A 24,748-nucleotide genomic window follows, 5' to 3' on the forward strand; every position below is an offset into this window, starting at 1 on the left:
GCCGAGGGGGCGGGAGGTGCCGGGGGGCCGCTCTTGACCTGGAGCGCACTCCAGGTTCTACGGTCTTCCCATGACCAGTGGACAGCCCCGACCGCGAGGCCGGGGAACGACTCTGACCATCGCCGAGGTCGCCGAGCGCACCGGCCTCACGCACGACACCCTGCGCTACTACGAGCGGGCCGGCCTGATCGAACGGGTCGGCCGCACCACCGGCAACCAGCGGCGTTACGAGGCGGCGGACCTGGCCTGGCTTGAGTTCCTGCTGCGGCTGCGCGAGACGGGCATGTCGATCGCCGACATGCAGCGCTTCGCCCGGCTGCGGGCCCAGGGCGAGGCGACGGTCGGCGACCGGCTGACGATGCTCCGGGAGCACCGGGCCGAGCTGGCCGCGCGGATGCGGGCGCTGCGCCGCAGCGCGGGCGCGCTGGACGAGAAGATCGATCACTACGAACGACTGCTGCACGAGCAGCGGACGGGGACGGACGACCCGACATGAGCGAGAGCACCACCCGTGAAGAGCGCTTCGCCCGCGGCCTGGAGGTCCTGCGGAGCGTGGACGGCGAGGGCGGGCAGCGGGTCATCGACTCGCTCGCCGACATCAGCCCCGAGCTGGGGCACCAGGTCGTCTCCTGGGGCTTCGGCGAGATCTACGCGCGCCCCCAGCTCGTCCCGCGCGACCGCCAGCTGGTGACCCTGGGGATGCTGACCGCGCTCGGCGGCTGCGAGCCCCAGCTGGAGGTGCACGTGAACGCGGCCCTCAACGTCGGTCTGACGCCCGAGCAGATCGTCGAGGCGATGCTGCACGCGGCCGGGTACTGCGGTTTCCCGAAGGCCCTGAACGCCACCTTCGTGGCCAAGAAGGTCTTCGCCGAGCGTGGGCTGCTGCCGCTCGGACAGCAGCCCACGGCGTAGGGGTCCGGCCCGGCCGGCTACTTCTGCCTGATCCTGAGGGCTTCGTCGTCGACGGCCCGGTTCTGGCCGCAGCCGGTGACCAGGGCGGGGACGACGGGCAGGGGCATGGCGCCGACGTCCTCGGCGAAACGGAAGTACTCGTAGTAGCCGAGTCCGTAACTCCGGTTGTAGCCCCGGAAGTCGGCGTTCACCGCCCGCTGCTCGACCGGGCCTACGGTGTCCTTCCACTGGTAGGAGCGCTTGCGCTGCCAGCCGGAGACCTCGCTGTAGTCCTGCATGGAGCCGGTGTTGACCAGGCAGCCGCCGGGGAAGCGGACGAAGCCCGGGTGCAGGGCGGCGACCCTCTCGGCGAGGTCCTTGCGCAGGCCGTTGGGCTCGTGCCGCTAGGTGTCGCGCGGGAAGAGCGAGACCATGTCGAGGGCGGCGGCGCCCGAGGAGGCGACGGTGAGGCGGCCGGTGGTACTGGTGCGGGTCGCGGTGAAGGCGGCCCGGTACCGGGCCCAGCCGCCGCGCACGGCCACCCGGCGCGCGGTGGCGAGGGGTCCGGAGGCGTCCTGGAGGGCGACGGTGGCGGCGGCCACCAGGAGGGCGCTCGCCGTGAGACCGAGTCTCCAGCGGGTGCGGACGGTGCGTGAGATGGACACTCCACGGCCCGCGGCTCAGTTGATCGTTCGAAATATCGGCCAATGGTCAGCACTTCGAACGGCAAGATAGGCAGGGGCGAGAGCCCGTCAATGGGGCCGACGGGGTCCTGTCGTCGGCCTGCTGAGGGCCGGCCGGCGCGGGCAGGACCGGCCGGGCCCCGCACCCGGCGGCACGCGAGCGGAGGGCGGAACACGATGGGCGAGTACTGGCCGGTGCCGGACACGCTGGCCTACCTGGCCGGGCGGTGGCGGGCCGAGCGGTCGGTGCGGGACCTGGCCAGCGGCGACGAAGGCGTCTTCACGGGCGTGACCGACTTCGCTCCGCTGGACGGCGGCGGGCTGCTGCACCACGAGTCGGGCACGTTCGTCTGGCGGGGCGTGGGCCGTCCCGCCGAGCGCACCCTGCGGTTCCTGCCGGGCACCTCGCCGGGCGGGGCGGACGTGCGGTTCGCGGACGGGCGGCCCTTCCACGACCTGGACCTGACCTCGGGCCGGCACATCGCCGACCACCCCTGCTCGGCGGACCTCTACCGCGGCGAGTTCACCGTCCGGGACGCGGACCACTGGCGGACGGTGTGGCGGGTGGGCGGCCCGGCGAAGGACCTGGTGCTCACCACCGACTACACGCGCTGCCCGCGCGAGAGCTGAGCCCGTCCCTCGTCAGGGAATCCCGCCCCGGCGGAGGAGCCGAGCCCCCGTCTCACTCGAAGACGAGCGCCATCCACTGGCCGGGGCGCTCCAGCGGCCGGAAGCCCAGCTTCTCGTAGACGCCGTGCGCGTCGTGCGTGGCCAGCAGGATCCGGCGCAGTCCGTGGGGCCGCAGGTGTTCGCGGACGGCGACGACGAGCGCGGTGCCGATGCCCTTGCCGCGGACCGTCCGGTCGACGTACACATCGCACAGCCAGGCGAAGGTCGTCAGGTCGGTGATCACCCGGGCGTACGCGACCTGTTCACCGCCGGCGGTGTCGAACACACCGAAATTGAGCGACCCGTCGATGGCCCGGTCCTGCTTCTCCCGCGCCCGGCCGTGCGCCCAGTACGCGTCCGTCGACAGCCAGTGGTGCACGCGCGCGGCGTCGATGCGGGCGCGGTCGGTGGAGATCTCGTAGCCGTCGGCCAGGCGCGGGATGTCGTCCATGCCGGGAGGCTGCCAGCCGGGACGGTCCGTGTCGACCGGGTTTCCCGCCGACGCGGGCCGCCGCGGCGGCGCCGTGGGCCGGGCGCGTCCAGCCGGGCGCGTCCAGCCGGGTGGGGGTCGAGCACGTCCGGCCGGGCACGCCGGGCCCGTGACGGCCGCCCGTGGAGGCCGGGCACGCCGGACCAGACGTGCCCGGGGGGCGTGCGCGCCGGGACGGTCGTCAGGGAAGGGACTCGGCGCAGGCTGTGCGCAGGCGGCGCACGCCTTCCGTGATCTCCGCGGTGCCGCCGACCGCGGCGAAGCTCAGCCGGGCGTACGCGGCCGGGGGCTCGGCGCTGAAGTACGGGCGGCCCGGGGTGAGCGCGACGCCCGCGCGCAGGGCGGCGGCCGTGAAGACGGTCTCGTCCGTGCCGTCCGGCAGGCGGACCCACAGGTGGTAGCCGCCGGACGGGACGTGGGGGAGGGCCAGTTCGGGCAGGTGCAGCCGCAGCGCACTCGTCATGGTGTCCCTGCGGGCCTTCAACTCGGCGGCCAGCGACCGCAGATGCCGCGGCCAGGCGGGCGATCCGACGAGTTCCAGGGCCGCCTCCTGCAACGGCCTGGGCACGAAGAAGGTGTCGACGACCTGGATCGCACGCAGCCGCTGCAGGACCGGCCCGCGGGCGGCGAGCGCGCTCACCCGGAAGCTGGGCGAGGTCGCCTTGGTCAGGGAACCGACGTGCACGACGACGCCGTCCGGGTCGTCGGCGGCCAGCGGCGGCGGCAGGGGGCCGGCGTCCTCGTGCACGAGCCGGCGCACGAAGTCGTCCTCGACCACGAACGCGCCGGCCTCCCGGGCGATCCGCACCACCTCGGCACGCCGGCTCGGTGCGAGCACGGCACCCGTGGGGTTCTGGAACAGCGGCTGGCAGACGAAGACCCGCGCACCGCTCGCCCGGAACGCGTCGGCCAGCAGCTGCGGCCGCACTCCGTCGGCGTCGACCGGTACCGGGACCGGCCGCAGCCCGGCGGAGCGGGCGATGGCCAGCATCCCCGGGTAGGTCGGTGACTCGACCAGCACCGGGGCGCCGGGCGGGGCGAGCGCGCGCAGCGCCGTGGTGAGCGCCGACTGACCGCCCGCCGCGATCAGCACCTCGGCGGCGGTGACCGTCCCGCCGGGGCCGCCGATGCTCCGCGCGAACCACGCGCGCAGCTCGGGGAGCCCGTCCAGCGGCGGCCTGCCCCAGGCGCCGGGGCGGCGGCCCGCGCGGGAGAGCGCGGCGGCCATGGCCCGCTCGGGCTGGAGCGAGGGGTGCAGGTAGCCGCCGCTGAACTCCACCACCCCGGGCGGCGGCGCGGCGAGCGAGACGGTGACACCCCAGGCGTCGACCGTGCGCGGTACGAGGTCGGCGGCTCCGTCCGCGCTGAGCGCGACCGCCTGCCAGGAGGTGTCGCCGGCCGCGGGGGCGGAGGCCGGCGGCGCGGCCCGGAAGGCGCCGGCCCCGGGACGCGTGACGACGAGCCCCTCGGCCGCCAGGTGCGCCAGGGCGCGGGAGACGGTCACCGGGCTCACCCGGTACCGCTCGACCAGGGCCCGGCTGGACGGCAGCTTTCCACCGGGAGAGTAGCGCTCCAGCTCCTTGCGGAGTTCTTGGGTCAACTCCCCCACACTGCTACGCTCATGCATGGAAGCAGAGAGTAGCGCTACTGCGCGAAAGTCGATAGCGGTCGACAGCCCCGCACCCGGAACTCCGGACGGGCCCGGGAAGGCTCCGGGGCCTGCACCGGCTCCGGACGCACCCGCGGGAGCTGACGGACCCGCGAGGGCTGACAGGCCCGCCGGGCCCGCCGCGGTTTCCGGCCGGACGCGGTCCGGGCTCCTCCAGGCCGCCGCCGGTGTCCTCGCCTTCTCCCTCACCTTTCCCGCCACCGCGTGGGGCCTTCGGGGCTTCGGCCCCTGGTCGCTGGTGGCCGTGCGCAGCGTGCTCGCCGCCGCCGTCGCGGGCGGCTGCCTGCTGGCGCTGCGCGTGCCCCCGCCCGCGCGCCGCCACCGGCCCTCGCTCGCGGTCGTCGGCGCCGGGGTGGTCCTGGGCTTCCCGCTGCTCACCACGCTGGCCCTGCGCACCTCGACCACCGCGCACGCCGCGGTCGTGGTCGGCCTGCTCCCCCTCACCACGGCGCTGCTGTCGGCGCTGCGGGTCGGCGCCCGTCCGTCGCGGACGTTCTGGGCGGCGGCACTCGCGGGCGCGGGGGCCGTGGTCGCCTTCACCGTGCAGCAGAGCGGCGGCGCGCTGACCGCCGCCGACGGCTTTCTGTTCGCCGCGCTGCTGGTGTGTGCGGCCGGCTACACCGAGGGCGGCCGGCTGGCCCGCCTCATGCCGGGCTGGCAGGTCATCGGCTGGGCGCTGGTGCTGTGCCTGCCCGTCGCGGTCCCGCTCACGGCGGTCGCGCTGGCGTACGAGCCGGTGCACCCGGGGGTCCACGGCGTGGCCGGGCTGCTGTGGCTCGCGGTCGGCTCGCAGTTCGTCGGGCTCGTCCTCTGGTACCGGGGCATGGCGGCGGTGGGCATCCCCAGGGCCAGCCAGTTGCAGCTGGCCCAGCCGCTGCTCACACTGGTGTGGTCGGTGCTGCTGCTCGGCGAGCGCCTGACGCCGGCCGCCCCGCTGACGGCCGCCGCCGTGCTCGTCTGCATCGCCGTCACCCAGCGGGCGCGCGGCTGACCGGCCTCACCGGCGCCGACCGCACACCCGGTTCCGGCCGCACGCCGGTCCGGCCGCGCTCCGCGCCGTAGACTCGGGAACCGAGGACCGCTGCTCCCCCGCATGGTGAGGAGGCCCCGCAGATGCGCGCAGCCAAAGGCGACAAGCTCGTGCAGCACGGCCGGGTGGTCGGCCAGCACGACCAGGTCAGTGAAGTGGTCGAAGTGATGGGTACGGAGGGCAACCCGCCCTACCGTGTCCGTTTCCCGGACGGGCACGAGGCCGTGATGTCACCCGGCCCCGACTGCCAGGTCCGTCATCACCAGGAAGAACGGCAACAGCCCCGGTGATCCGGCGCGGCACCCGGTTCCGCAGCCGGTGCCGGGTACCGCGGATACCGGACGATCAGCGCGGGGGGCGCGCCGGCTGCCGGTAGTGGCCGGCGACCACCCGTGCCATCGCGCCCGCCGGGTCCGCCGCGACCTCCTTGGCCGCGAAGAAGACGTGCCCGCGCACTTGGGGGTACTTCTTCGCCAGCGTGAGGTGCCGGGACAGCTCGTCCGGGTCGCGCCACGCCTTGCCCTGGCTCGCGTCCCCGGCCTTGTAGAGCGCCTCCCCGAGGTAGAGGCGGGTCCGGCTGCCGCGCGCCACCTCGGCCCACCAGGGCACCAGCTTCGCGTAGTCGGCGGCGCTCAGGCCGATGTTCCAGTACAGCTGGGGCACGATGTAGTCGATCCAGCCCTTGCGGACCCAGGTGCGGGTGTCCGCGTACAGGTCGTCGTAGGACTGGGCGCCCGCCCTGGTGTCGGAGCCGCGCGCGTCGGTCGAGGCGTTGCGCCACACGCCGAACGGACTGACCCCGAACTGGGTGCCGGGCCGGACCCGCGCGATGCCCGCCGCCGTCTCCCGGACCAGGCGGTCGATGTTGTCCCGCCGCCAGGCGGCCCGGCCCGAGAAGCCGCCGCCGTGCCGGGCGAAGGCCGCGTCGTCGCCGAAGGAGTGGCCGGCCACCGGGTACGGGTAGAAGTAGTCGTCGAAGTGGACGCCGTCGACGGGGTACCGGCGCACCGCGTCGAGCATCGCCTCCTGCACGAAGGCCCGGACCTCGGGCAGGCCCGGGTTGTAGTAGAGCTTCCCGCCGTACGGCACCACCCAGCCGGGGTGCTTGCGCGCGGGGTGCGAGGCGGCGAGCCGGGACGGGTCGTCGTGCAGGGCGACGCGGTAGGGGTTGAACCACGCGTGCAGCCTCAGCCCGCGGGCGTGCGCCTCCTCGACGGCGGTGCCCAGCGGATCCCAGCCGGGGTCCTTGCCCTGGGTGCCGGTGAGGAACTGCGACCAGGGCTCGTACGGCGAGGGCCACAGCGCGTCGGCGGTGGGCCGCGCCTGGAAGAACACCGTGTTGAGGCGGCGGCGCACCGCCGCGTCGAGCAGCGCGGTCAGTTCGCCGCGCTGTCTGGCCACGCTCAGCCCGGTCCGCGAGGGCCAGTCGCGGTTGGCCACGGTCGCCAGCCACATGCCGCGCATCTCGGTCGCGGCGCCGTCACCGCGCGCGCCGTCGGCACGTGCTCCGTCACCGCGCGCTCCGTCACCGCGTGAACCGGCATCGCCCGCGCCGTCACCGGGCGATCCGCCGCCGTGGGGCCCCCGGCCGCGCGTCCCGGCAGGAACGCCGGGGGGCTGGGGCGCCGCCGTGGCGCCCGGTGTCACCGCAAGGGTCGACAGGGCCGCCACCGTGAACGCCCGTCGTGTCACTCGGCCCATCCGGGCACCCCCAGTACGCCGTGGATCCGCGCCGTCACGGATCGTGCACCGGGCCAGCATGCACGACCCGGCCGGGCGATCGGCGTCACGACGGGGGTAACGTGCTCGATCGGAGCAGGCACCGCACACATGGGCCGCCTGCCACAGCCGTAGATCAGCAGCGAAAGGGACGATGTGACCGACATCGAACGCGTCGGAGTGGTGGGCTGCGGCCAGATGGGCGCGGGCATCGCCGAGGTGTGCGCCCGGGCCGGCCTGGACGTGAAGGTCGCCGAGACCACCGGCGAGGCCCTGGAGATCGGCCGCACCCGGCTGTTCAACTCCCTGGCCAAGGCGGCCGAGCGCGGCAAGATCACCGAGGAGGAGCGGGACGCCACCCAGGCGCGGCTCACTTTCACCACCGACCTCGGCGAGTTCGCCGACCGCGACCTGGTGATCGAGGCCGTGGTGGAGAACGAGCAGGTCAAGACGGAGATCTTCCAGGTCCTCGACCAGGTGGTGACCCGGCCGGACGCGATCCTGGCGTCCAACACCTCCTCGATCCCGCTGGTCAAGCTGGCCGTCGCCACCGCGCGCCCCGACCAGGTGATCGGCATCCACTTCTTCAACCCGGCCCCGGTGCAGCAGCTGGTCGAGCTGATCCCGGCGCTGACCACCTCCGAGGGCACCCTGAGCCGGGCGCAGCTGTTCACCGAGAAGGTGCTCGGCAAGCACGCCATCCGCGCCCAGGACCGCTCCGGCTTCGTGGTCAACGCGCTGCTGATCCCCTACCTGCTCTCGGCGATCCGGATGTTCGAGTCGGGCATCGCCAGCCGCGAGGACATCGACAACGGCATGGAGCTGGGCTGCGCCCACCCGATGGGCCCGCTGAAGCTGTCCGACCTCATCGGCCTGGACACGGTCGCCTCGGTCGCGTACTCGATGTACGAGGAGTACAAGGAGCCGCTGTACGCCGCTCCCCCGCTGCTCCAGCGCATGGTCGACGCCGGCCGGCTGGGCCGCAAGAGCGGCTCGGGCTTCTACACCTACGGCTGACCACGCAGCGCGACGCCCCCGCGGGCCCGGCACCTGGATGGTGCCGGGCCCGCGGCGTTCACACGGCGTGTGCGTACCGGACTCGCATATGCCGTTCGCACACTCTCCCCCCGCGCCCACCAGGCGAGTTGACTCCTCATGCACATGCAAGGGATGTGAGACGACTACGGAAAGGAGCGGATCTGTGACCGCCGATCCCGAGCATCCCGCCGTTCCCGGAGAACTCGCAGAGTTACGACGCCGTCTGGACGTGGCCTACGCCCGCGTGGAGGGCGGACTGGCGCTGCTGAACCACCGGACCGAGGAGACCGCGAAGGAACTCGACGAGCTGAGCGCGCGGCTCGTCACCGTCGAACACTCCCGCTGGCCGCTGCCCGCCGTCTCGGCGCTCGCGGCCGTGGGCGCCCTCGTCGTGGCCGTGTGGCAGGCACTGGGCCGCTAGCTAGGGCGTGTCGCGGAGGTCCCGCCCGCCCCGGGGCGCGGGCGGGGTGTCCTGCCCGAGCCGGAGATGGTGCAGGAGCAGTAAGGCCGCCGCCATGTTGGCGGCCGGGACCTCACCGCGGGCGACCATGTCGGGTACGAGCTTGAGGGGGACCCATTCCCGGCGGTCCGACTCGAAGTCGTCCACGGGGTGTCCGACGTACTCGCCCTCGTCCGCCCAGTAGATGTGGTGCCGGGCGTCGGTGAGACCGTTGGACGGCTCCACGCTCATGAGGTGGTGCAGCCGTCCCGGCCGCCAGCCGGTCTCCTCCTCCAGTTCCCGGGCCGCCGCGTGCGCGATGTCCTCGCCGTCCTCGACGACGCCCGCGGCCAGTTCCCAGCCCCAGCTGTCGGTGATGAAACGGTGGCGCCACAGGAGCAGGACCTCGTTGGCGTCATTCACCACCGTGGCCACGGCGACGGGCCGCAGCCGTATGAGGAAGTGGTCGAGGTGCCGGCCGTCCGGCAGCGCCACGTCCGCGAGATTGACGGTGAACCAGCGGTTTGCGTACACAGTCTGTTCGCTCTGTTTCGTCCACTGCACGGTTCTGCCACCTTCCGTCGGGTCAGTGGCAATATCGCAGCCGGGGCGGTCCATGAGGCAGGCGCACGGCGAGCCGCGCACGGCGCAGCGGCGGGCGCAGAGCGGCCGACGGGGGCGGACGCTGCGGGCCGCGGGCCCGGTCCTGGGCGCGCTGGGCAGGCCGCGGGCGCGGCGGCCGGGTCGCGGGCGCGGGGCCAGGCGGCGGGCGCGAGGGGTCAGCGGGTCGTGAACAGCGGTACGCGCAGCGCCCCGTCGATGAGTTCGGCCGCCTCGGCCGTACCCGCGCAGCCGCTGCGCGCCAGGTGCTCGCGCACCGCCCGCAGTCTGTCCCGCAGCCGCTGCGACTCCATCCCGCGGGCCTGCTCGGTCATCCGCACCGCCGTGGCCACGGCCTTGTCCACGTTGCCCCGGCGCAGCTCGATGGTGCTGAGCATGGCCAGCCGGTGCACCCGGCCGCGGTCGTGCGCGGGGGTGTCCACCGCCGCCGCGGCGTGCTCCTCGGCCGCCGCCAGCTCGCCGAGGCTGAGCAGCGCCTCCGCCACCTGGACGTTGACCAGACCGGGCTGGACGTAGCCGGTCTCGTCGGGCTCGTGTCCGCGCCGGATGCGCTCGGCGGCCTGCTCGGCGCGCCGGATGCAGGACAGCGCGCTCGTGCCGTCGCCGAGGTGGGCGTACGCCTTCGCCTGCATCGCGAACAGGTCGGAGGCGAGCGCGGGGGTGATGTGCCGGCCGGCGGTGCGCAGCGCCGCCTCGGCGAAGGCGACGGCCTGCCGGTACTCCCGCATGAACAGCGACTGGTTGACCAGCAGCGCTATCACGTACGCCCCCAGCCCCCGGTCCCCGCTCGCCTTGGCGAGCCGCAGCGCCTGGTGGAAGTAGCGCTGGGCGAGCCCGTGCGCGTCGGAGTCGTACGCGCAGATGCCCGCGACCGCCACCAGCCCGCCGGTGGCCCGGTGCAGCTGGCGTCCGGTGGCGTCGGTGTAGCCGCCGCGCAGCAGCGGGGCCGCCTCGGTGTTGAGGAAGCCCACGACGCGGCTGCGGGTCGCCACCCCGCCGGCCTTGCGGTACATCTGCTCGTAGTGCGTACGGGCCGCGCGCAGCATCTCGATGTCGGCCGGGGTGACCCGGTGCCGGCCGCCCCGGGAGACGTCCACGTCCTCGGGCGGGTTCTCCCACTCCCACACCGGCATCACCGCGGGGGTGCCGGTCACGGCGGGCGCGCCCAGGACGTGCGGGCGCTGCTGCTCGTCGGAGCGCCACAGGGCGGTGGCCCGTTCGACGAAGCCGGACAGGGAGGTGCCGTGCGGGGCGGACGGCTCGCCGGGCACCCCCAGGCCGATGTCGTCGAGGGTGACGGGCCGGTGCAGGCGGGCGGCCAGCACCTCGCAGATCAGGTCGGGCACCTGGCCGCGGGGCCGCTGGCCCTTCAACCACCGTGCGACGGCGGTGTGTTCGTAGCGCAGGGCGAGGCCGCGTGCCCGGCCCGCCTGGTTGACGTGCGCGGCCAGACCGGCGTGCGAGATGCCCGCCTCGTCCAGGATCGCGTCGAGCAGTGTGTTGGGCTGCATGTCGGGCCCCCCGGGTGGCTCGGTGCGGACAGCGTAGTGCGGCCCGGTTCACACGGGGTGTGAACCGAGTGCCCGCATCCGGACCGTGCGCGCGCTGTCGCGCAGCGTGGGCGGCCGGTTGACTGAGATGCCTCCTCCAAGAGGCCGGCCGGACCGCCGGCTCCCCCTCGTACAGTGCGGCGGTCCGCTTCCGCGCCGCCCGCTCCGCCGTCTGCCCGACACTCCATGGCGGAGCGGGCGGCGACCGGGACGGCGGGGTGAGCGCGAGCGCCTCACGGGCAGCGTCGGACGACGAGGACGGCCGCGTCGTCCGCGGGCCGGTGACCGGTGTGCCCCAGGAGGCGGGTGAAGACGGCCCGCAGCAGCGACTGCGCGGCGAGCGGGCCGGGGCGGCTCGCCTCCGCGAGCACGGCCCGCAGCGGGAAGAACCGGCCCCGGGCGTCCCGGGCGTCCGCCACGCCGTCCGTGTGGAGGACCAGGCTCTCGCCGGGCAGCAGACGGCCGAATTCGGCGACGGGCAGGCGGGAGGGCAGCGGGAAGAGGCCGAGCGGCGGCAGCGGGACCGCGCGGGAGACGGGCTCCACGGTCCTGCCGCTCAGCCGGTACGGCCACGGGTGCCCGCAGTTGAGGGCGTGCAGGGTGCCGTCGTCGGCGACCTCGACCACGAGGACGGTGACGAAGTCCTCGGCGGCCGGGTGGTCCGGATCGTCCCGGACGTGCGGCCTGCGGGCGAGGGCCCGGTCCAGGCGCCGCAGCACACCGGCGAGATCGGCCTCGTCGTGGGCGGCCTCGCGGAAGCTGCCGAGCACGGTGGCGACGGTACCGAGTGCGGCCAGGCCGTGGCCGCGCACGTCACCCATGACGAGCCGTACGCCGTGCTCGGTGGCGAGCACCTCGTACAGGTCGCCGCCGACCGCCGCGCCCCGGTCGGCGGACAGCTGGGCCGCCGCCACGTCCAGTCCGGCGACGCGGGACGGCAGGGGCCGCAGCAGCACGCTCTGCGCGGCGCCCGCGACCGCGCGGGCCTGCCGCAGCTCGCGCAGCATCGTCCGCCGGGCGTGCAGGAAGAGGCCGGTGCAGGTGCCCACGGCCAGGAACACGGCGCCCTGCCGTACTCCGCGGGGAGCCCCAGCCCTGATGCGGATCATGACCATGGCCCCCCAAGAGGCGCTGCCAGCGCGGACCGGCCCCGAAGGGCCGGTCCGATTCTGTCGATCGTGCGCAGAGTCAGGGCCGGATCACCGGGCCCGCCACCCGAACGAGTGACCGTGGTCTCCCGTTCCGGCCGCACCCTCATGCGCTCGTGCTGTGGCCGGGAAGGTTCGCCGGGAAGCTCGCGGCGACGCGGCGAGGTGCCGGGCGTCGCGAGCCGTTGAACCTTCCCGGTCGCAGCACCAGGGCGCGTTTCGAAAGTCCCGCCTGCCCCGCGGCGCCTGGCACGCGCGCTCGCCGCGTTGTCGGGATCGTCCACGTACGCCCGGTACGAGGACGACCCTCACCGGCGCCCTCGCGCAGCGCGGCCTCCACGTCGGCGGCCGGGACCGGCTTGTCGACGACGAGGGCGACGTCCTGCGTGGCGACCGGGAACGCGGAGATCCGCGGCGCCCGGGTGATGCCGTCCCCGGCCCGCTGGAGCAGGTCGAGGTCGATCTCCATCGCGCAGGTGCGCTCCGGCAGGTGCATCGCCTTGACCACGCGCGGGTGCAGCTCACCGGCGTGGCCGACGAGGGTCTCGGCACCGTCCACCTCGGCGTACAGCGCAGCGCACCGGCCGGGGTGCCAGGGGGCGTGCTGGTCGGCGCGGATGCTCAGCTCCGCACCGGCCTCGCGGGCCACGGTCCGGGCCGCCTCGATCGCGTCCGCCCAGTCGGCCGGGCGGCCCTTGCCCCACCAGCCGGCCTGCTCCCGGGCGCCGGCGAGCACCACGGCGGCCCGGCGGGGCTGGCGCGGCAGCGCGGCGTCGAGGGCGGCGAGCTGCTCGTCGGTGGGCCTGCGGTCGGCAGGCAGCCGGACCGCGGGCTCCTCCTGCCCGGTGGGCCGGAAGACGAGGCCGGTCTCGAACAGCGCCAGGTCGTGGCTGCCGCGTCCGACGTTGCGGCGCAGCGCGCCGAGCAGGCCCGGCAGCAGCGTCGTCCGCAGGGAGGGCTCCTCGTCGGAGAGCGGGTTGAGCAGGGTGACACGGGTGCGGCGCGGGTCGTCGGCGTCCAGGCCGAGCTGGTCGAGCACGGCCTCGCCGAGGAACGGGTAGTTCGGCGCCTCGACGTACCCGGCGCCTGCCAGGGCACGGCCGACGCGGCGGTGCAGCCGCTGGCGGGCGGTCAGACCGCGGCCGGGCAGCGGCCGCGGCAGCGTGGAGGGCAGGTTCTCGTAGCCCTCCAGGCGGATGACCTCTTCGGCCAGGTCGTTCGGGTCGGTCAGGTCGGGCCGCCAGGACGGCACGGTGACGATCAGCTCGTCCTGCCCGTACACGTCGCAGCCCACCTGCTGGAGCCGCCGTACGACGGTCTCCCGGCCGTAGGTGACGCCCGCGACCTTGTCGGGGTGGTCGGCCGGGATGGTGATGGTGCGCGGCGCGGAGGGCGCGACGACCTCGGTGACGCCCGCCTCGGCGGTGCCGCCGGCGAGCAGGACCAGCAGGTCGACGGTGCGCTGCGCGGCGGCGGAGGCGGCCTGCGGGTCGACGCCCCGCTCGAAGCGGCGGGAGGCCTCGGAGGACAGCTTGTGCCGGCGGGCGGTGCGCGCGACGGCGACCGGGTCGAAGTGGGCGGCCTCGATGACGACCTCGGTGGTGGTGCCCTCGGTGTCGTCGATCTCGGTGTTGGCGCCGCCCATGACGCCCGCCAGGCCGATCGGGCCGCGGTCGTCGGTGATGACCAGGTCCTCGGCGGACAGCGTGCGGGTGACCCCGTCGAGGGTGGTGAGCTGCTCGCCGCGCTCGGCCCGGCGCACGCCGATGGTGCCCTGGACGCGGGAGCGGTCGTAGGCGTGCAGCGGCTGGCCCAGCTCCAGCATCACGTAGTTGGTGATGTCCACCGCGAGCGAGATCGGGCGCATGCCGGCCTTCTGCAGGCGGCGCTGGAGCCAGATCGGGGAGCGCGCCTCGGGGTCGAGGCCGGTCACCGTGCGGGCGGTGAAGCGGTCGCAGCCGAACGGGTCGGCGATCTTCACCGGGTGCCCGAAGGCGTTCGGCGCCGGGACGTCCAGCAGGGCCGGGTCGAGCAGCGGGCGGCCGTAGGCGATGGCGGCCTCGCGGGCGACACCGCGGATCGACAGGCAGTAGCCGCGGTCGGGGGTGACCGCGATGTCCAGGACCTCGTCGACGAGCTGGAGCAGCTCGATGGCGTCGGTGCCGACCTCGTGCTCGGGCGGCAGCACGATGATGCCGTGCGTGCCGTCGTCGCCCATGCCCAGCTCGTCGGCCGAGCAGATCATGCCGTGCGAGACCCGCCCGTAGGTCTTGCGGGCGCTGATCGAGAAGCCGCCGGGCAGGGTGGCGCCGGGCAGGACCACGACGACCTTGTCGCCGACGGAGAAGTTGCGGGCGCCGCAGACGATCTCCTGCGGCTCACCGGTGCCGTTGGCCCGGCCGACGTCGACGGTGCAGAACCGGATCGGCTTCTTGAAGCCCTCCAGCTCCTCGATGGTGAGCACCTGGCCGACGACGAGCGGCCCCTTGAGGTCGGCGCCGAGCTGTTCGACGGTCTCGACCTCGAGGCCCGCCGGAATGAGCTTGGCCTGGACGTCGCGCCCGGTCTCCGTCGCCGGCAGGTCGACGTACTCCCGCAGCCAAGAAAGCGGGACCCGCATCAGATCTCCATCCCGAACGGCCGGGTGAACCGGACGTCACCCTCGACCATGTCTCGCATGTCTTCGACGTTGTGGCGGAACATCAGCATCCGCTCGATGCCGAACCCGAAGGCGAAGCCGCTGTACTTCTCCGGGTCGACGCCGCAGGCGGTCAGCACCCGCGGGTTGACCATGCCGCAGCCGCCCAGTTCGATCCAGCCCTCGCTGGAGCAGGTGCGGCAGGGACGGTCGGGGTTGCCGACGGACTCGCCGCGGCAGACGTAGCAGACCATGTCCATCTCGGCGCTGGGCTCGGTGAACGGGAAGAAGTTCGGCCGCAGCCGGGTCTTCATGCCCTCGCCGAACAGCGACTGCACCATGTGGTCGAGGGTGCCCTTGAGGTCCGCCATGGTCAGGCCCTCGTCCACGGCCAGCAGCTCGACCTGGTGGAAGACCGGGGTGTGCGTGGCGTCCAGCTCGTCGGTGCGGTAGACCCGGCCGGGGCAGATCACGTAGACCGGCAGCTCACGGCCGAGCAGGGAGCGGATCTGCACGGGCGAGGTGTGGGTGCGCAGGACGAGACCGGAGTCGGCCCCGTCGTCGCCCCGCACGAAGAACGTGTCGTGCTCGCTGCGCGCCGGGTGGTCGGGGCCGATGTTCAGGGCGTCGAAGTTGAACCACTCGGCCTCGACCTCGGGGCCCTCGGCGACCTCGTAGCCCATGGCGACGAAGATGTCCTCGATGCGCTCCGAGAGCGTGGTCAGCGGGTGCCGGGCGCCGGCCGGTACGCGGTCGTGGGGCAGCGTGACGTCCACGGCCTCCTCGACCAGGACGCGGGCGTCGCGCTCGGCCTCCAGCTCGCCCTGCCGGGCCGCGAGGGCCTTGTTCACGGCGCCGCGGGCCATGCCGACGCGCTTGCCCGCGTCCGCCTTGGCGTGCGGGGGCAGGGCGCCGATCTCCCGGTTGGCGAGCGACAGAGGGGAGGCCGGGCCGGTGTGGGCGACCTTGGCCTCGTGGAGCGCGTCGAGGGAGTCCGCGGCGGCGAAGGCGGCGAGCGCCTCGTCCCGCATGCGCTCGATCTCTTCCGGTTTCAACGCCTCGACCTCGACAGGGTCGTACGACTTATTCGGTGCCGACATCTCTTCCCGTGCTTCCGATTGTCCCCCAGCTACCGCTGGGGCCAGGCTGACGGTCCCCGTCTGCGACTCGTGGACGAATCGTCTCCGTTTCTGGGACGCAAAGGTGCCAAAGGCCGAGTCTAACGGGGCTGGGGAAAGCGGATGCGCCCGTGGGGCCCGGCCGGTGCTCAGAGCAGGTGCGCCGGGGTGCCCACGGGCAGCGTAAATCGGAACCGAGCGCCGCCGCCGGCGGCGCGTCCGACCGTGATGGTGCCGCCGTGGGCCTCCACGATGCCCTTGACGATGTAGAGCCCGAGGCCCGTGCCGCCGCGCTTGCTGCCCCGCCAGAAGCGGGTGAAGACGCGGTTCATGGACTCCTCCGGGATGCCGGGCCCCTCGTCGCTCACCGTGACCGACGTGCCGGCGTCCTCCCCGTCCCGGGGCGACGTCGCGGGCGTGATGTCGATGGTGACGGTTCCCTCGCCGTGCCGCACGGCATTTTCGATCAGGTTGCTGAGCACCTGGTCGATCTTGTCCGGGTCGGCCCACAGGTCGGGCAGCGGCTGTTCCAGGCGGACCAGGAACCGGTCGGCGGGCTGGCCCGCGGCGACGTAGGCCTGGACGTGCCGGCCGACCGCGGCCCCTATGTCGACGAGCTGGCGGCGCACCTCCAGGCGGCCGGAGTCGATGCGGGAGATGTCGAGGAGTTCGGCGATGAGCCGGGTGACGCGGTCGGCGTCGGCGTCGACGGTCTCCAGCATCAGCCGCTTCTGGTCGTCGGTGAACCGCTCCCACTTGGCGAGCAGGGTGGCGGTGAAGCCCTTGACCGAGGTCAGCGGCGAGCGCAGCTCGTGGGCGACGGTGGCGATCAGCTCGGCGTGGCTGCGTTCGGTGCGGCGGCGCGCCTCGGTGTCCCGCAGGCAGACGACCACGCGGCGGACGGGTCCGGTGGGACGGTCGCGCACGTACCGGGCGGACACGAGGACCTCCCGGCCGCCGGGCAGCAGCAGGTTGCGTTCGGGCTGGGCCACGCGGATGGCGAGGCCGCCGTAGGGATCGGTGAGCTGCCACCAGCGGCGGCCCTCCAGGTCCTCCAGCGGCAGGGCCTTCTCCAGGTGCTGCCCGAGGGCCCGGTCGGCGGGGACGGCGGTGATGCGGGCGGCGGCGGTGTTGAAGCGGACGACCCGGCCGTGCTCGTCGGCGATCACCAGCCCGTCGGGCAGGTCGTCGGGGTCGACGGCCCCGCCGGCCACCTCGGCGGCGGCCGGTGGCGCGGGCGTCCGGGGCGCGCCGCGTGTGCCCGGTACCGCCCCGCTCGTGCCGACACTCATCCCGTACCCCACCTTCCCGACGGTGCAGCAGGCCCCCGAGCTGGTCACCCTACTAGGGTCTTTCGTTCGCAAGAGGCCGGATCAGGGAGCGGGGCCGGCGCCGGGGGCACCCCGCGCGCCGTCCGGCCGGCGGGGCCCCCTCACCGGGCGCCGCGGGCTTCCCGGCGGACCTTCCCGGCGACAGCACTAGCCGGCGGTGCCGGAGCGGCATCCTCCGCGGGCGCGCTGCGCGCGGGCCGACGCGTACAGGCACACGGCGGCGGCGGTGGCGAGGTTCAGGCTCTCGGCCTTTCCGTGGAGGGGGACGCGGACCACGGCGTCGGCCAGGTCCCGGGTCTCCTCGGGCAGGCCCCAGGCCTCGTTGCCGAACACCCAGGCGGTGGGGCCGCCCATGGTGCCGCGGTCCAGCTCGTCGTCGAGGTCGTCCGCGCCCGCGCCGTCGGCGGCCAGCACGCGCACTCCGCTCTCCTTGAGGCCGGCGACCGCCTGTTCGACGGGGACACCGACGGCGACCGGCAGGTGGAACAGCGACCCCACGGAGGCCCGTACCGCCTTCGGGTTGTACAGGTCGACGGAGGCGTCGGTGAGGATCACGGCGTCGGCCCCGGCGGCGTCGGCGCAGCGCAGCACCGTACCGGCGTTGCCCGGGTCGCGTACGTGCGCGAGGACCGCGACCAGGCGGGGGCGGGCGGCGAGGACCTCCTCGAACGGGGTGTCGAGGAACCGGCAGGTCCCCACCAGGCCCTGCGGGGTGACGGTGGTGGAGATGTCGGCGATCACCTCGTCGGCGGCGAGGTGGATCCGGGCGCCGGCGGCGCGGGCCTCGCCCACGATGTCGGCGTAGCGCTCGGCGGCCTCCACGGTGGCGAAGAGTTCCACGAGTGCGGCGTCGCCGCCCGGTGTCCGGTGCGCGGCGGCCTCCCGCACGGCCTGGGGCCCCTCGGCGAGGAACAGCCGGTCCTTCCCCCGGAAGTTCCGCTTGGCCAGCCGCCGGGCGGCGGCAACACGGGCGGAGCGGGGGGAGATCAGCTCAGGGGTGGCGGGGGGCATCCTCTTACCTTCGGAGAACTTCGTGCGGCGGCGTACACGCCCGTCAGGGGCGCGGGGCGGTTGCGGCGGGCGGCTGCGCCGCGCGGGCGCGGGCGACCGCGGCGGGCCCGCGGCCGGACGGCGGCCGCGGGCCCCCAACAGCAGGACCCGCAAGCCTCGGAAGCTTGCGGGTCCTGCGACACCGGGTCATGGCCGGTGCGGCGTCACGCGGCCTTCGGCGCGTTGACGTCGCTCGGCAGAGCCTTCTGCGCGACCTCGACGAGCGCGGCGAACGCGTTGGCGTCGTTGACGGCCAGCTCGGCCAGGATCTTGCGGTCGACCTCGACGTTGGCGGCCTTCAGACCCTGGATGAAGCGGTTGTAGGTGATGCCGTTGGCGCGGGCAGCGGCGTTGATGCGCTGGATCCACAGCTGGCGGAAGTCACCCTTGCGCTTCTTGCGGTCGTTGTAGTTGTAGACCAGCGAGTGGGTGACCTGCTCCTTGGCCTTGCGGTACAGGCGCGAGCGCTGACCGCGGTAGCCGGAGGCCTGCTCGAGGATCGCCCGGCGCTTCTTGTGGGCGTTGACTGCCCGCTTGACGCGTGCCACTTGTTTGACTCCTTGTAGCGGGGCCGTGGGTGTGCTCACACGGCCCGGAAACGATTGGGTCCCGGTCCTGACGGACGGCGCGCGGGGTCGGCCGGTACGAGATCAGCCGGCCGGGCGCCGCGGCGTCACTTGCCGAGAAGCTTCTTGATCTTCTTGGCGTCGCCCGGGGCCATCTCGGCGTTGCCGGTGAGGCGACGCGTCAGACGGGACGACTTGTGCTCGAGCAGGTGGCGCTTGCCGGCGCGCTCACGGAGCACCTTGCCGGAGCCGGTGACCTTGAAGCGCTTGCTGGCACCGCTGTGCGACTTGTTCTTCGGCATAGCGCCGTTCTCTCCTCGTCGGTGGCGCTCCGGTGCCCGGTCGCGAGAACCGGGCACGATGGAGCGTCGCTCTTGTTTCGGTTACATCCTGGGACGCGGGGTCCCGGGGGTCACGCCTCGGCGTGCTCCTCGGCGGGCTCCTCGGCAGACGCGTCGATGTCCGCGGCGTTCTGCGAGCGGCCGGGGTTGGCCTTCGCCTCCGCCTTGCGGGCCTCCTGCGCCTGGCGGGCCTCGGCCATCGCCTCGGTCTTCTTCTTGTGCGGACCGAGAACCATGATCATGTTGCGGCCGTCCTGCTTCGGGTTCGACTCGACGAAACCGAGGTCCTGGACGTCCTCCGCGAGACGCTGCAGCAGCCGGTAGCCCAGCTCGGGGCGGGACTGCTCGCGGCCACGGAACATGATCGTGATCTTGACCTTGTCGCCCTGCTTGAGGAACCGGACGACGTGACCCTTCTTGGTGTCATAGTCGTGCGGGTCGATCTTCGGCCGGAGCTTCATCTCCTTGATGACCGTGTGCGCCTGGTTCTTGCGCGCCTCACGGGCCTTCATGGCCGACTCGTACTTGAACTTCCCGTAGTCCATGAGCTTGCACACGGGCGGACGGGCGTTCGCCGCGACCTCGACCAGGTCCAGGTCGTACTCCTGCGCAAGCTCCAGTGCCTTGGCCAGGGGGACGATGCCCACCTGCTCGCCACTGGGACCGACAAGTCGCACCTCGGGAACGCGAATCCGGTCGTTGATGCGGGGCTCGGCGCTGATGGATCCTCCTCGGTAGCACCACACGGCGGTCTGGCGGACAGCCGCGTACGTCTGTGTTCGATAGACCTAACCGCGCCGAAGCAGCAAAAATGCCCCGGACGATCACAGGCGGGGCTCCTCGAACTACCGGAGCGACCGCCGCGATGGCCGCGGGGCGCGCGTTTCGGGCGGGTCACCGCCGCTGGGACGGGACCGCCTGACCGGTGACCCGCCGCCCGGGAGGCGGTCAGGTGGGAGTTCGAAGCCTCCACTTGTGGGCCGGAACCGTTAGCCCTGGGGCACACGTCTCCGACCGGTCGCCCACCAGATTAGCAGGAACGCTTGACAAGGGCTAACCGGAGCCCGGCCGACGGGACCGCCTATCGTGTGGGGCATGAGTGAGACCCCTCCTGAGACCCCCGACTTCGACGCCATGACCCGCGACATCGCGGAGGTCCCCGCGGTCGAGGTGATCGTGACGGTCGCCGTCAACCTGATGAGCGCCGCCGCCGTGAAGCTGGGACTGACCGAGGAGGGCGACACCTACAAGGACCTGGACGAGGCCCGCAAGCTCGTGACCGCGCTCGCCGGGCTGCTGGACGCGAGCGCGACCGAGATCAGCTCCTTCCACGCGGCGCCGCTGCGCGACGGCCTGAAGTCCCTGCAGCTGGCCTTCCGCGAGGCGTCGCTCGTCCCGGACGAGCCGGGCCAGGGCCCGGGCGAGAAGTACACGGGCCCGGTCTACGGCTGACCCGTCCGTCCCGTCCGCGCTCGTACGGGACTCATCCGCGCACGTACAAGGGCTCGCCCGGCGGCGTCGCCCCGGCCGGCAGCAGTGCCAGGTCGAGGCCGCGCACCAGGCGGGCCCTCAGCGTGTCACTGGCCGCCAGGCGGGCGGCGACGGCACGGGCGGTGCCGGCCGGGGCCCCGGTGGCCGCCGGGTCGAGGACGAGGGCGAGGGTGCCGTCGGCCCGCCCCGGCCCCAGGCTGGCGCTCAGCACGGCCGGCTCGGCGGCCACCGCCTCCCGTACGGCCGCCACGACCGCCGGGTCGGCCAGCGGGTCCGCCGTCGTACGGCCCTCGGCCAGCGCGCGCAGCGCGGACCCGGTCAGCTCGAAGGGGACCGGTCCGGCCAGGTCCAGCACGACCGTGTCCGCCTTCTCGTGCGCGGCGGCCTCCAGCGCCTGGTGCAGGGGCACGGCGACCGGGCGGGCCGCCGGGTCCCACAGCGCCAGGGAGGCGGTCGAGGTGAAGGCGGGCAGCGCGGTGCGGTGACCGGCCTTCAGGGTCGGCACGGCCATGTCGCTCGTCTTCTCCCGGCGCAGGCCGTTCTCGTCCTCCTCCACCTCACCGAGCACGGCGACGACGGGCACGAGCAGCCGGGCGCCCTGGAGCGCGCCCAGCACCGGGTCCACGGCGGCGCGGTCCTCGGCCCAGGCGGCGAGCGCCGCGCTCAGCGCCGGGTCGGCGGAGCCGTCGTCGTCGGAGAAACCGGGGTCGGGGATGTTCTTGTTCGCCACGGTCCCGACCCTATCCGGGGCCGTTCACCGTTTTCTCAGGGTCCCCTGACGCCCGTCTCACGCGGGTCCCACGGCACCCGCAGCCGCCGCCACCAGCATCGCGGCCATGGGTACCCCCTCCCCCGGCCCCCGGCGCCGACGCCGCGCCCGCCCCTCCCGGCGCGGGCGCCTGCTGCGCGCCGCGCTCGTCCGCGCCGTCATCGCCGACGGCACGGCCGCGGGCGCCTCCCGGTCGACGGCCCGGACGGGCTTTGCCGGGCCGGGCACCGTATCGTCACCGGCGGCGCCGGCACCGTCCCCGGTGTCAGGGCCGGCTTCGGTGTCCAGTGACGGAGCGGGGGTGGAGGCGGTGGCGGACCGCGCGGCGCTGCCGGCCGCGGCGATGCGGTCGGTGGCGGTGCCCGAGGGCGCCGCCGTGTCGGTGTCCGTCCTCGGCCTGGACTCCGGCCAGGTCGCAGGGTACGGCGACGGGACGTTCGAGACGGCGTGCATCGTCAAGACCGACATCCTGGCGGCCCTGCTGCTCCGGGCCCAGGACGCGGGGCGGCGGCTGACCGCGCAGGAGCGTGCGTACGCCACCGCCATGATCGAGAACAGCGACAACGGCTCCGCGTCGGCGCTGTGGCGCAGCATCGGCGGGGCCGGCGGGCTGAACGCGGCGAACCGCCGGTTCGGGCTGACGGCGACGGCCGGCGGCGACGGCCCGCTGTGGGGCCTGACCCGGACCACCTCCGCCGACCAGCTCACCCTGCTCAGGCAGGTGTTCGGGGACGGTCCGCTGCTGAGCACGGCCTCGCGGGCGTACCTCCAGGAGCTGATGGGGCGGATCGCGGACGGCCAGGACTGGGGTGTGTCCGCCGCCGCCGACGGCTCCGCGTGGGCCCTCAAGAACGGCTGGCTGCCGCGCGGCACGACCGGTCTGTGGGTCGTCAACAGCATCGGCAGGGTGACGGCGGGCGGGGACGACTGCCTCGTGGCGGCCCTCTCGCACGGCAACGCGACGAAGGAGGCCGGCGTTTCGCTGGTGGAGGAGTCGGCACGGGCGGCGGTGTCGGTGGTCACGGCGCCGACGGCCTCCGCCCCGCCTTCCGCCCCGCCTTCCGCCCCGCCTTCCGTCTCCGGCTCGTCCGTCTCCGGGGCAGGCTGACCGCGGCGGAGCGGAGGGGGCGGGGCGCGGGACGGGCCGTGCGCCCCCGGCCCGGGGTGCCTACGGCTGGAAGTCGCGGGGGCCGACGCGTCGGCGCCGGCCGCGCCACAGGACGGTTGCGGCCACCAGCAGCACGCCGCCGGCGCCGCCGGCCAGGGGCCCCGCCCAGTCCGCGTCGCCGTCCGGTTCCGCGGTGTGGGGGCCGGCACCGAAGTACCGCTCGCCGTACGCCGTCGCGCGCAGCCCCGCGGGCTTCAGCCGGCCGGCTGCCTCGATGGCGGCCACCGGGTCGATCATGCCGAAGCCGCGGGAGTCGTCCCGTCCGCCGACGGGGGCGTCGCGTGCGGTGTCCTCCAGGAGCTTCTTGATCTGCGCGGGCGTCAGGCCGGGGTGCGCGGCCTCGACGAGCGCGACGACACCCGAGACGAAGGCCGAGGCCGCGCTCGTCCCCCAGCCCTTGTAGTACGCGTGGTCCGGCTCGGCGATGACGACGTCCACACCGGGCGCGCTGACCGTGGCGTACCAGCGGCGGGTGGAGAAGGCGGCGCGGGTGCCGTAGCGGTCGACGGCGGTCACCGCGATCACGCCCGGGTAGGCGGCCGGGTAGGAGACGTGGTCGCCCTTGTCGCCGCCGTTGCCCGCCGAGGCGACGACGACGGTGCCCTTCTTCAGCGCGTACTGGACGGCCTCGTCCTCGGCGGGCTCGGGGTGCGCGGAGTCGGAGTCGTCGCCGAGGGAGAGGTTGATGACGTCGGCGCCGTGGTCGGCCGCCCAGCGGATGCCGTCGGCGAGCGCGCCGCCGCGGCTGGTGCGGGCGCGGGCGCGGGCCTTGTCGCCGTCCTCGAGGATCACCCGCACGGGCAGGATCTTCGCCTCGGGGGCGACGCCCATGACGCCGTCGGCGCCGCCGCTGCCATGGCCGTGACCGGCGATGATGCCGGCCATGGCGGTGCCGTGCCGCGCCCAGGTGTCGTCGCCGCGCCGCGCGCCGAAGCCGATCAGGTCCTTCGCGGGCAGCACGTTGCCCGCGAGGTCGGGGTGGTCGGTCTCGACACCGGTGTCCAGGACGGCGACGGTGACGCCCTTGCCCTTGGTGTGCTGCCAGGCCTGCGGGAGGCGCAGGGCGTCCAGGGCCCACTGCTGGGCGCGGATGCCGTCGGCGTGCGCGGCGGTGGCCGGTACGAGGGCGAGCGCGGCGGCGAGGAGCAGGCCGAGGAGGCCGCCGCGGCGCGTGAGGGCGGGTTCGGCGGGGACGTTCACGAGGGCTTCTCCGTGGCGGAGCCGGCGGTCTTGCGGAAACCCCGTTCGATGCGGTCGGCCAGGCCCTGGGCCTCGTTGCCGAGCCCCGCCTGGGCGACGGCCGTGGCGGCACCGGCCTTCGTCGCGTCGGCGGCCGACTGGGGGGTGTCGACGGTGCGGCCGTCGGCCCAGCCGGAGACGGCGTAGACGACCACGGGGGCCTCCGTCAGCACGGAGACGGTCCAGGAGGCGCGCTGCCGGACGCCGAAGGCGGCGGCGACGGTGCCCCCGGCCGCGTACGGGCGGGGCATGAGGTCCGTGCGCCTGCCGAGCCCCTCGTTCCTGAACCGGGCGGCCAGGGAACTCATGGCGGGCGCGTCGGCCGTGGTGAAGAGCAGGCCGACCGTGGTGACGAAGCTCTGGGTGGCGTCCGTGTAGGTGGCGCGCAGCAGGCGCGCGCAGCCGACCGGGGCGAGGGTCTCGCGCAGCAGCGGGTCGAAGGCGTCCGCGCAACCGCTGTCGGGGGCGACGGCGACCCGGGTCCAGGTGCGGTCGGCTCCGCCGGGTCCGGCGCCCCGGCCCTCGACCGTGGGCGGGAAGAGCCGGTCGACCGGGGTGCTGTGCCACAGGGTGCCGGCCGTGGCGAAGGACCCGGCGGTGGCGCTGTCGCCCGTCTCCCCGGTGAGCCGGCTGCCGGCGACGGCGCCGCCGATGAGTCCGAGCCCGAGGACCAGGCAGGCGGCGGCGACGGCGGTCCGGGGCCGTATCCGCACGCCGAGGGCGCGTCCCCGCCCGTGTTCGTCGTACCCCTCGGGCGCGCCGAGGGTCACGAAGGGCCGGGCCGCGGCGGCGGGACGGCCCCCGGCCACCGCGTAGGCACCGGACGCGCTCCGGACCGGCGCCGCGGCGGACGGCGTGGCGGTGCGGGCGGGGGCGGGCGGGTACGCGTCGCGGTCCCGGTCACGAGAGGGGCGCGCGGAGGGCACGGGGGGCACCGGGGCTTCGGGACGTGCGGGTTCTCCGGGCGCCCAGGTCGCCAGTCCGGCCCGGCCCGTGCGGGGCGGCGCGTCGGGGAAGCGCGCCGAGGCGGGGGGCGGGGGCGGCGCGGCGGGGTCCGCGGGGCGCCGGACCGGGGGCGGTCCGGGGGGGG

General features: G+C 74.5%; 25 protein-coding genes and 1 pseudogene. 9 read left to right on the top strand and 17 right to left on the bottom strand.

Annotated features, from left to right (window positions below; translation table 11 throughout):
* Positions 1-70 precede the first annotated feature (70 nt).
* Together IG64_RS25210 and IG64_RS25215 are read left to right on the top strand one after the other, a co-directional pair.
* Positions 71-496: a MerR family transcriptional regulator gene (locus IG64_RS25210; RefSeq protein ID WP_037860168.1), complete on the top strand. Its 426-nt coding sequence runs from the start codon at positions 71-73 to the stop codon at positions 494-496.
* On the top strand, positions 493-912 hold the full coding sequence (locus tag IG64_RS25215; protein ID WP_037860170.1) for a carboxymuconolactone decarboxylase family protein: 420 nt from the start codon (positions 493-495) through the stop codon (positions 910-912). Before IG64_RS25210 ends, IG64_RS25215 begins: the two co-directional genes overlap by 4 nt.
* Before the next feature lie 35 nt (positions 913-947).
* Here the strand turns inward: IG64_RS25215 and IG64_RS42900 are convergent.
* Positions 948-1,481, bottom strand: a pseudogene (locus IG64_RS42900) (alpha-N-arabinofuranosidase); the annotation flags it as partial.
* 270 nt (positions 1,482-1,751) lie between these two features.
* Between IG64_RS42900 and IG64_RS25230 the strand changes: the two are divergent.
* The gene (locus IG64_RS25230; RefSeq protein ID WP_037860176.1) at positions 1,752-2,204 is read left to right on the top strand and encodes a DUF6314 family protein; all 453 of its coding nucleotides are present in this window, start codon (positions 1,752-1,754) and stop codon (positions 2,202-2,204) included.
* A gap of 52 nt (positions 2,205-2,256) precedes the next feature.
* Here IG64_RS25230 and IG64_RS25235 read toward each other — a convergent pair whose 3' ends face one another.
* Together IG64_RS25235 and IG64_RS25240 are read right to left on the bottom strand one after the other, a co-directional pair.
* Positions 2,257-2,694, bottom strand: a complete 438-nt coding sequence (locus IG64_RS25235; RefSeq protein WP_037860177.1) for a GNAT family N-acetyltransferase — start codon at positions 2,692-2,694, stop codon at positions 2,257-2,259.
* Between the two features lie 220 nt (positions 2,695-2,914).
* Positions 2,915-4,360: a PLP-dependent aminotransferase family protein gene (locus IG64_RS25240; RefSeq protein ID WP_037860179.1), complete on the bottom strand. Its 1,446-nt coding sequence runs from the start codon at positions 4,358-4,360 to the stop codon at positions 2,915-2,917.
* Between IG64_RS25240 and IG64_RS25245 the strand changes: the two genes are divergently transcribed.
* Both IG64_RS25245 and IG64_RS25250 read left to right on the top strand, forming a co-directional pair.
* The gene (locus IG64_RS25245) at positions 4,359-5,393 is read left to right on the top strand and encodes a DMT family transporter (RefSeq protein WP_063758835.1); all 1,035 of its coding nucleotides are present in this window, start codon (positions 4,359-4,361) and stop codon (positions 5,391-5,393) included. The genes IG64_RS25240 and IG64_RS25245 overlap by 2 nt on opposite strands.
* A gap of 122 nt (positions 5,394-5,515) precedes the next feature.
* Positions 5,516-5,722 carry a DUF1918 domain-containing protein gene (locus IG64_RS25250; protein ID WP_037860183.1) on the top strand — a complete coding sequence of 69 codons (207 nt, stop codon included), beginning with the start codon at positions 5,516-5,518 and terminating at the stop codon, positions 5,720-5,722.
* Positions 5,723-5,777: 55 nt separating this feature from the next.
* Here the strand turns inward: IG64_RS25250 and IG64_RS25255 are convergent, their stop codons facing one another.
* Positions 5,778-7,133 carry a glycoside hydrolase family 10 protein gene (locus tag IG64_RS25255; protein WP_107474347.1) on the bottom strand — a complete coding sequence of 452 codons (1,356 nt, stop codon included), beginning with the start codon at positions 7,131-7,133 and terminating at the stop codon, positions 5,778-5,780.
* A gap of 174 nt (positions 7,134-7,307) precedes the next feature.
* On the opposite strand from IG64_RS25255, the gene IG64_RS25260 reads away from it, so the two are divergent.
* Positions 7,308-8,168, top strand: coding sequence for a 3-hydroxybutyryl-CoA dehydrogenase (locus tag IG64_RS25260; protein WP_037860187.1), 861 nt, complete (start codon positions 7,308-7,310; stop codon positions 8,166-8,168).
* A gap of 184 nt (positions 8,169-8,352) precedes the next feature.
* Entirely contained in the window at positions 8,353-8,610 is a 258-nt protein-coding gene (locus tag IG64_RS25265; protein ID WP_037860189.1) for a hypothetical protein, read from the top strand.
* Here the strand turns inward: IG64_RS25265 and IG64_RS25270 are convergent, their stop codons facing one another.
* From IG64_RS25270 to infC, 10 genes are all read right to left on the bottom strand, one after another.
* Positions 8,611-9,192: an NUDIX hydrolase gene (locus tag IG64_RS25270; RefSeq protein ID WP_051813316.1), complete on the bottom strand. Its 582-nt coding sequence runs from the start codon at positions 9,190-9,192 to the stop codon at positions 8,611-8,613.
* 215 nt (positions 9,193-9,407) lie between these two features.
* The gene (locus tag IG64_RS25275) at positions 9,408-10,760 is read right to left on the bottom strand and encodes a hypothetical protein (protein ID WP_037860191.1); all 1,353 of its coding nucleotides are present in this window, start codon (positions 10,758-10,760) and stop codon (positions 9,408-9,410) included.
* Positions 10,761-11,032: 272 nt separating this feature from the next.
* The gene (locus tag IG64_RS25280) at positions 11,033-11,908 is read right to left on the bottom strand and encodes a PP2C family protein-serine/threonine phosphatase (protein ID WP_037860276.1); all 876 of its coding nucleotides are present in this window, start codon (positions 11,906-11,908) and stop codon (positions 11,033-11,035) included.
* Between the two features lie 145 nt (positions 11,909-12,053).
* Positions 12,054-14,567 (bottom strand): phenylalanine--tRNA ligase subunit beta, encoded by a 2,514-nt coding sequence (gene pheT, locus IG64_RS25285; protein WP_324609591.1) that lies wholly within the window; start codon positions 14,565-14,567, stop codon positions 12,054-12,056.
* Complete coding sequence (gene pheS / locus IG64_RS25290; protein WP_051813318.1) at positions 14,567-15,685, bottom strand: phenylalanine--tRNA ligase subunit alpha; 1,119 nt, start codon at positions 15,683-15,685, stop codon at positions 14,567-14,569. The genes pheT and pheS overlap by 1 nt, the downstream gene beginning before the upstream one ends.
* Positions 15,686-15,852: 167 nt before the next feature.
* Positions 15,853-16,995, bottom strand: a complete 1,143-nt coding sequence (locus IG64_RS25295; protein WP_037860193.1) for a sensor histidine kinase — start codon at positions 16,993-16,995, stop codon at positions 15,853-15,855.
* Between the two features lie 186 nt (positions 16,996-17,181).
* Complete coding sequence (locus tag IG64_RS25300) at positions 17,182-18,045, bottom strand: TrmH family RNA methyltransferase (RefSeq protein ID WP_037860196.1); 864 nt, start codon at positions 18,043-18,045, stop codon at positions 17,182-17,184.
* 203 nt (positions 18,046-18,248) lie between these two features.
* Positions 18,249-18,632, bottom strand: a complete 384-nt coding sequence (rplT, locus tag IG64_RS25305; RefSeq protein WP_006141703.1) for a 50S ribosomal protein L20 — start codon at positions 18,630-18,632, stop codon at positions 18,249-18,251.
* Positions 18,633-18,757: 125 nt separating this feature from the next.
* Positions 18,758-18,952, bottom strand: coding sequence for a 50S ribosomal protein L35 (gene rpmI / locus IG64_RS25310; RefSeq protein ID WP_007829094.1), 195 nt, complete (start codon positions 18,950-18,952; stop codon positions 18,758-18,760).
* 110 nt (positions 18,953-19,062) lie between these two features.
* On the bottom strand, positions 19,063-19,737 hold the full coding sequence (gene infC, locus IG64_RS25315; RefSeq protein WP_078884204.1) for a translation initiation factor IF-3: 675 nt from the start codon (positions 19,735-19,737) through the stop codon (positions 19,063-19,065).
* 349 nt (positions 19,738-20,086) lie between these two features.
* Between infC and IG64_RS25320 the strand changes: the two genes are divergently transcribed.
* Positions 20,087-20,443, top strand: coding sequence for a DUF1844 domain-containing protein (locus IG64_RS25320; protein ID WP_037860203.1), 357 nt, complete (start codon positions 20,087-20,089; stop codon positions 20,441-20,443).
* A 31-nt stretch (positions 20,444-20,474) separates the two neighbouring features.
* Here the strand turns inward: IG64_RS25320 and IG64_RS25325 are convergent, their stop codons facing one another.
* Positions 20,475-21,212 carry an SseB family protein gene (locus tag IG64_RS25325; RefSeq protein ID WP_037860205.1) on the bottom strand — a complete coding sequence of 246 codons (738 nt, stop codon included), beginning with the start codon at positions 21,210-21,212 and terminating at the stop codon, positions 20,475-20,477.
* Between the two features lie 106 nt (positions 21,213-21,318).
* Here IG64_RS25325 and IG64_RS25330 point away from each other — a divergent pair, with 106 nt between their 5' ends.
* Positions 21,319-22,359 (top strand): serine hydrolase, encoded by a 1,041-nt coding sequence (locus IG64_RS25330; protein ID WP_107474348.1) that lies wholly within the window; start codon positions 21,319-21,321, stop codon positions 22,357-22,359.
* A 60-nt stretch (positions 22,360-22,419) separates the two neighbouring features.
* On the opposite strand, the gene mycP is transcribed toward IG64_RS25330, so the two are convergent.
* Together mycP and IG64_RS25340 are read right to left on the bottom strand one after the other, a co-directional pair.
* Positions 22,420-23,619 carry a type VII secretion-associated serine protease mycosin gene (gene mycP, locus IG64_RS25335; protein WP_037860213.1) on the bottom strand — a complete coding sequence of 400 codons (1,200 nt, stop codon included), beginning with the start codon at positions 23,617-23,619 and terminating at the stop codon, positions 22,420-22,422.
* The coding region (locus tag IG64_RS25340) for a hypothetical protein (protein WP_234438605.1) at positions 23,616-24,748 on the bottom strand (1,133 nt) is incomplete at its 5' end. The genes IG64_RS25340 and mycP, both read right to left, overlap by 4 nt.

It is taken from the genome of Streptomyces sp. NRRL S-340, assembly GCF_000720185.1.
Taxonomy (GTDB): Bacteria; Actinomycetota; Actinomycetes; order Streptomycetales; family Streptomycetaceae; genus Streptomyces.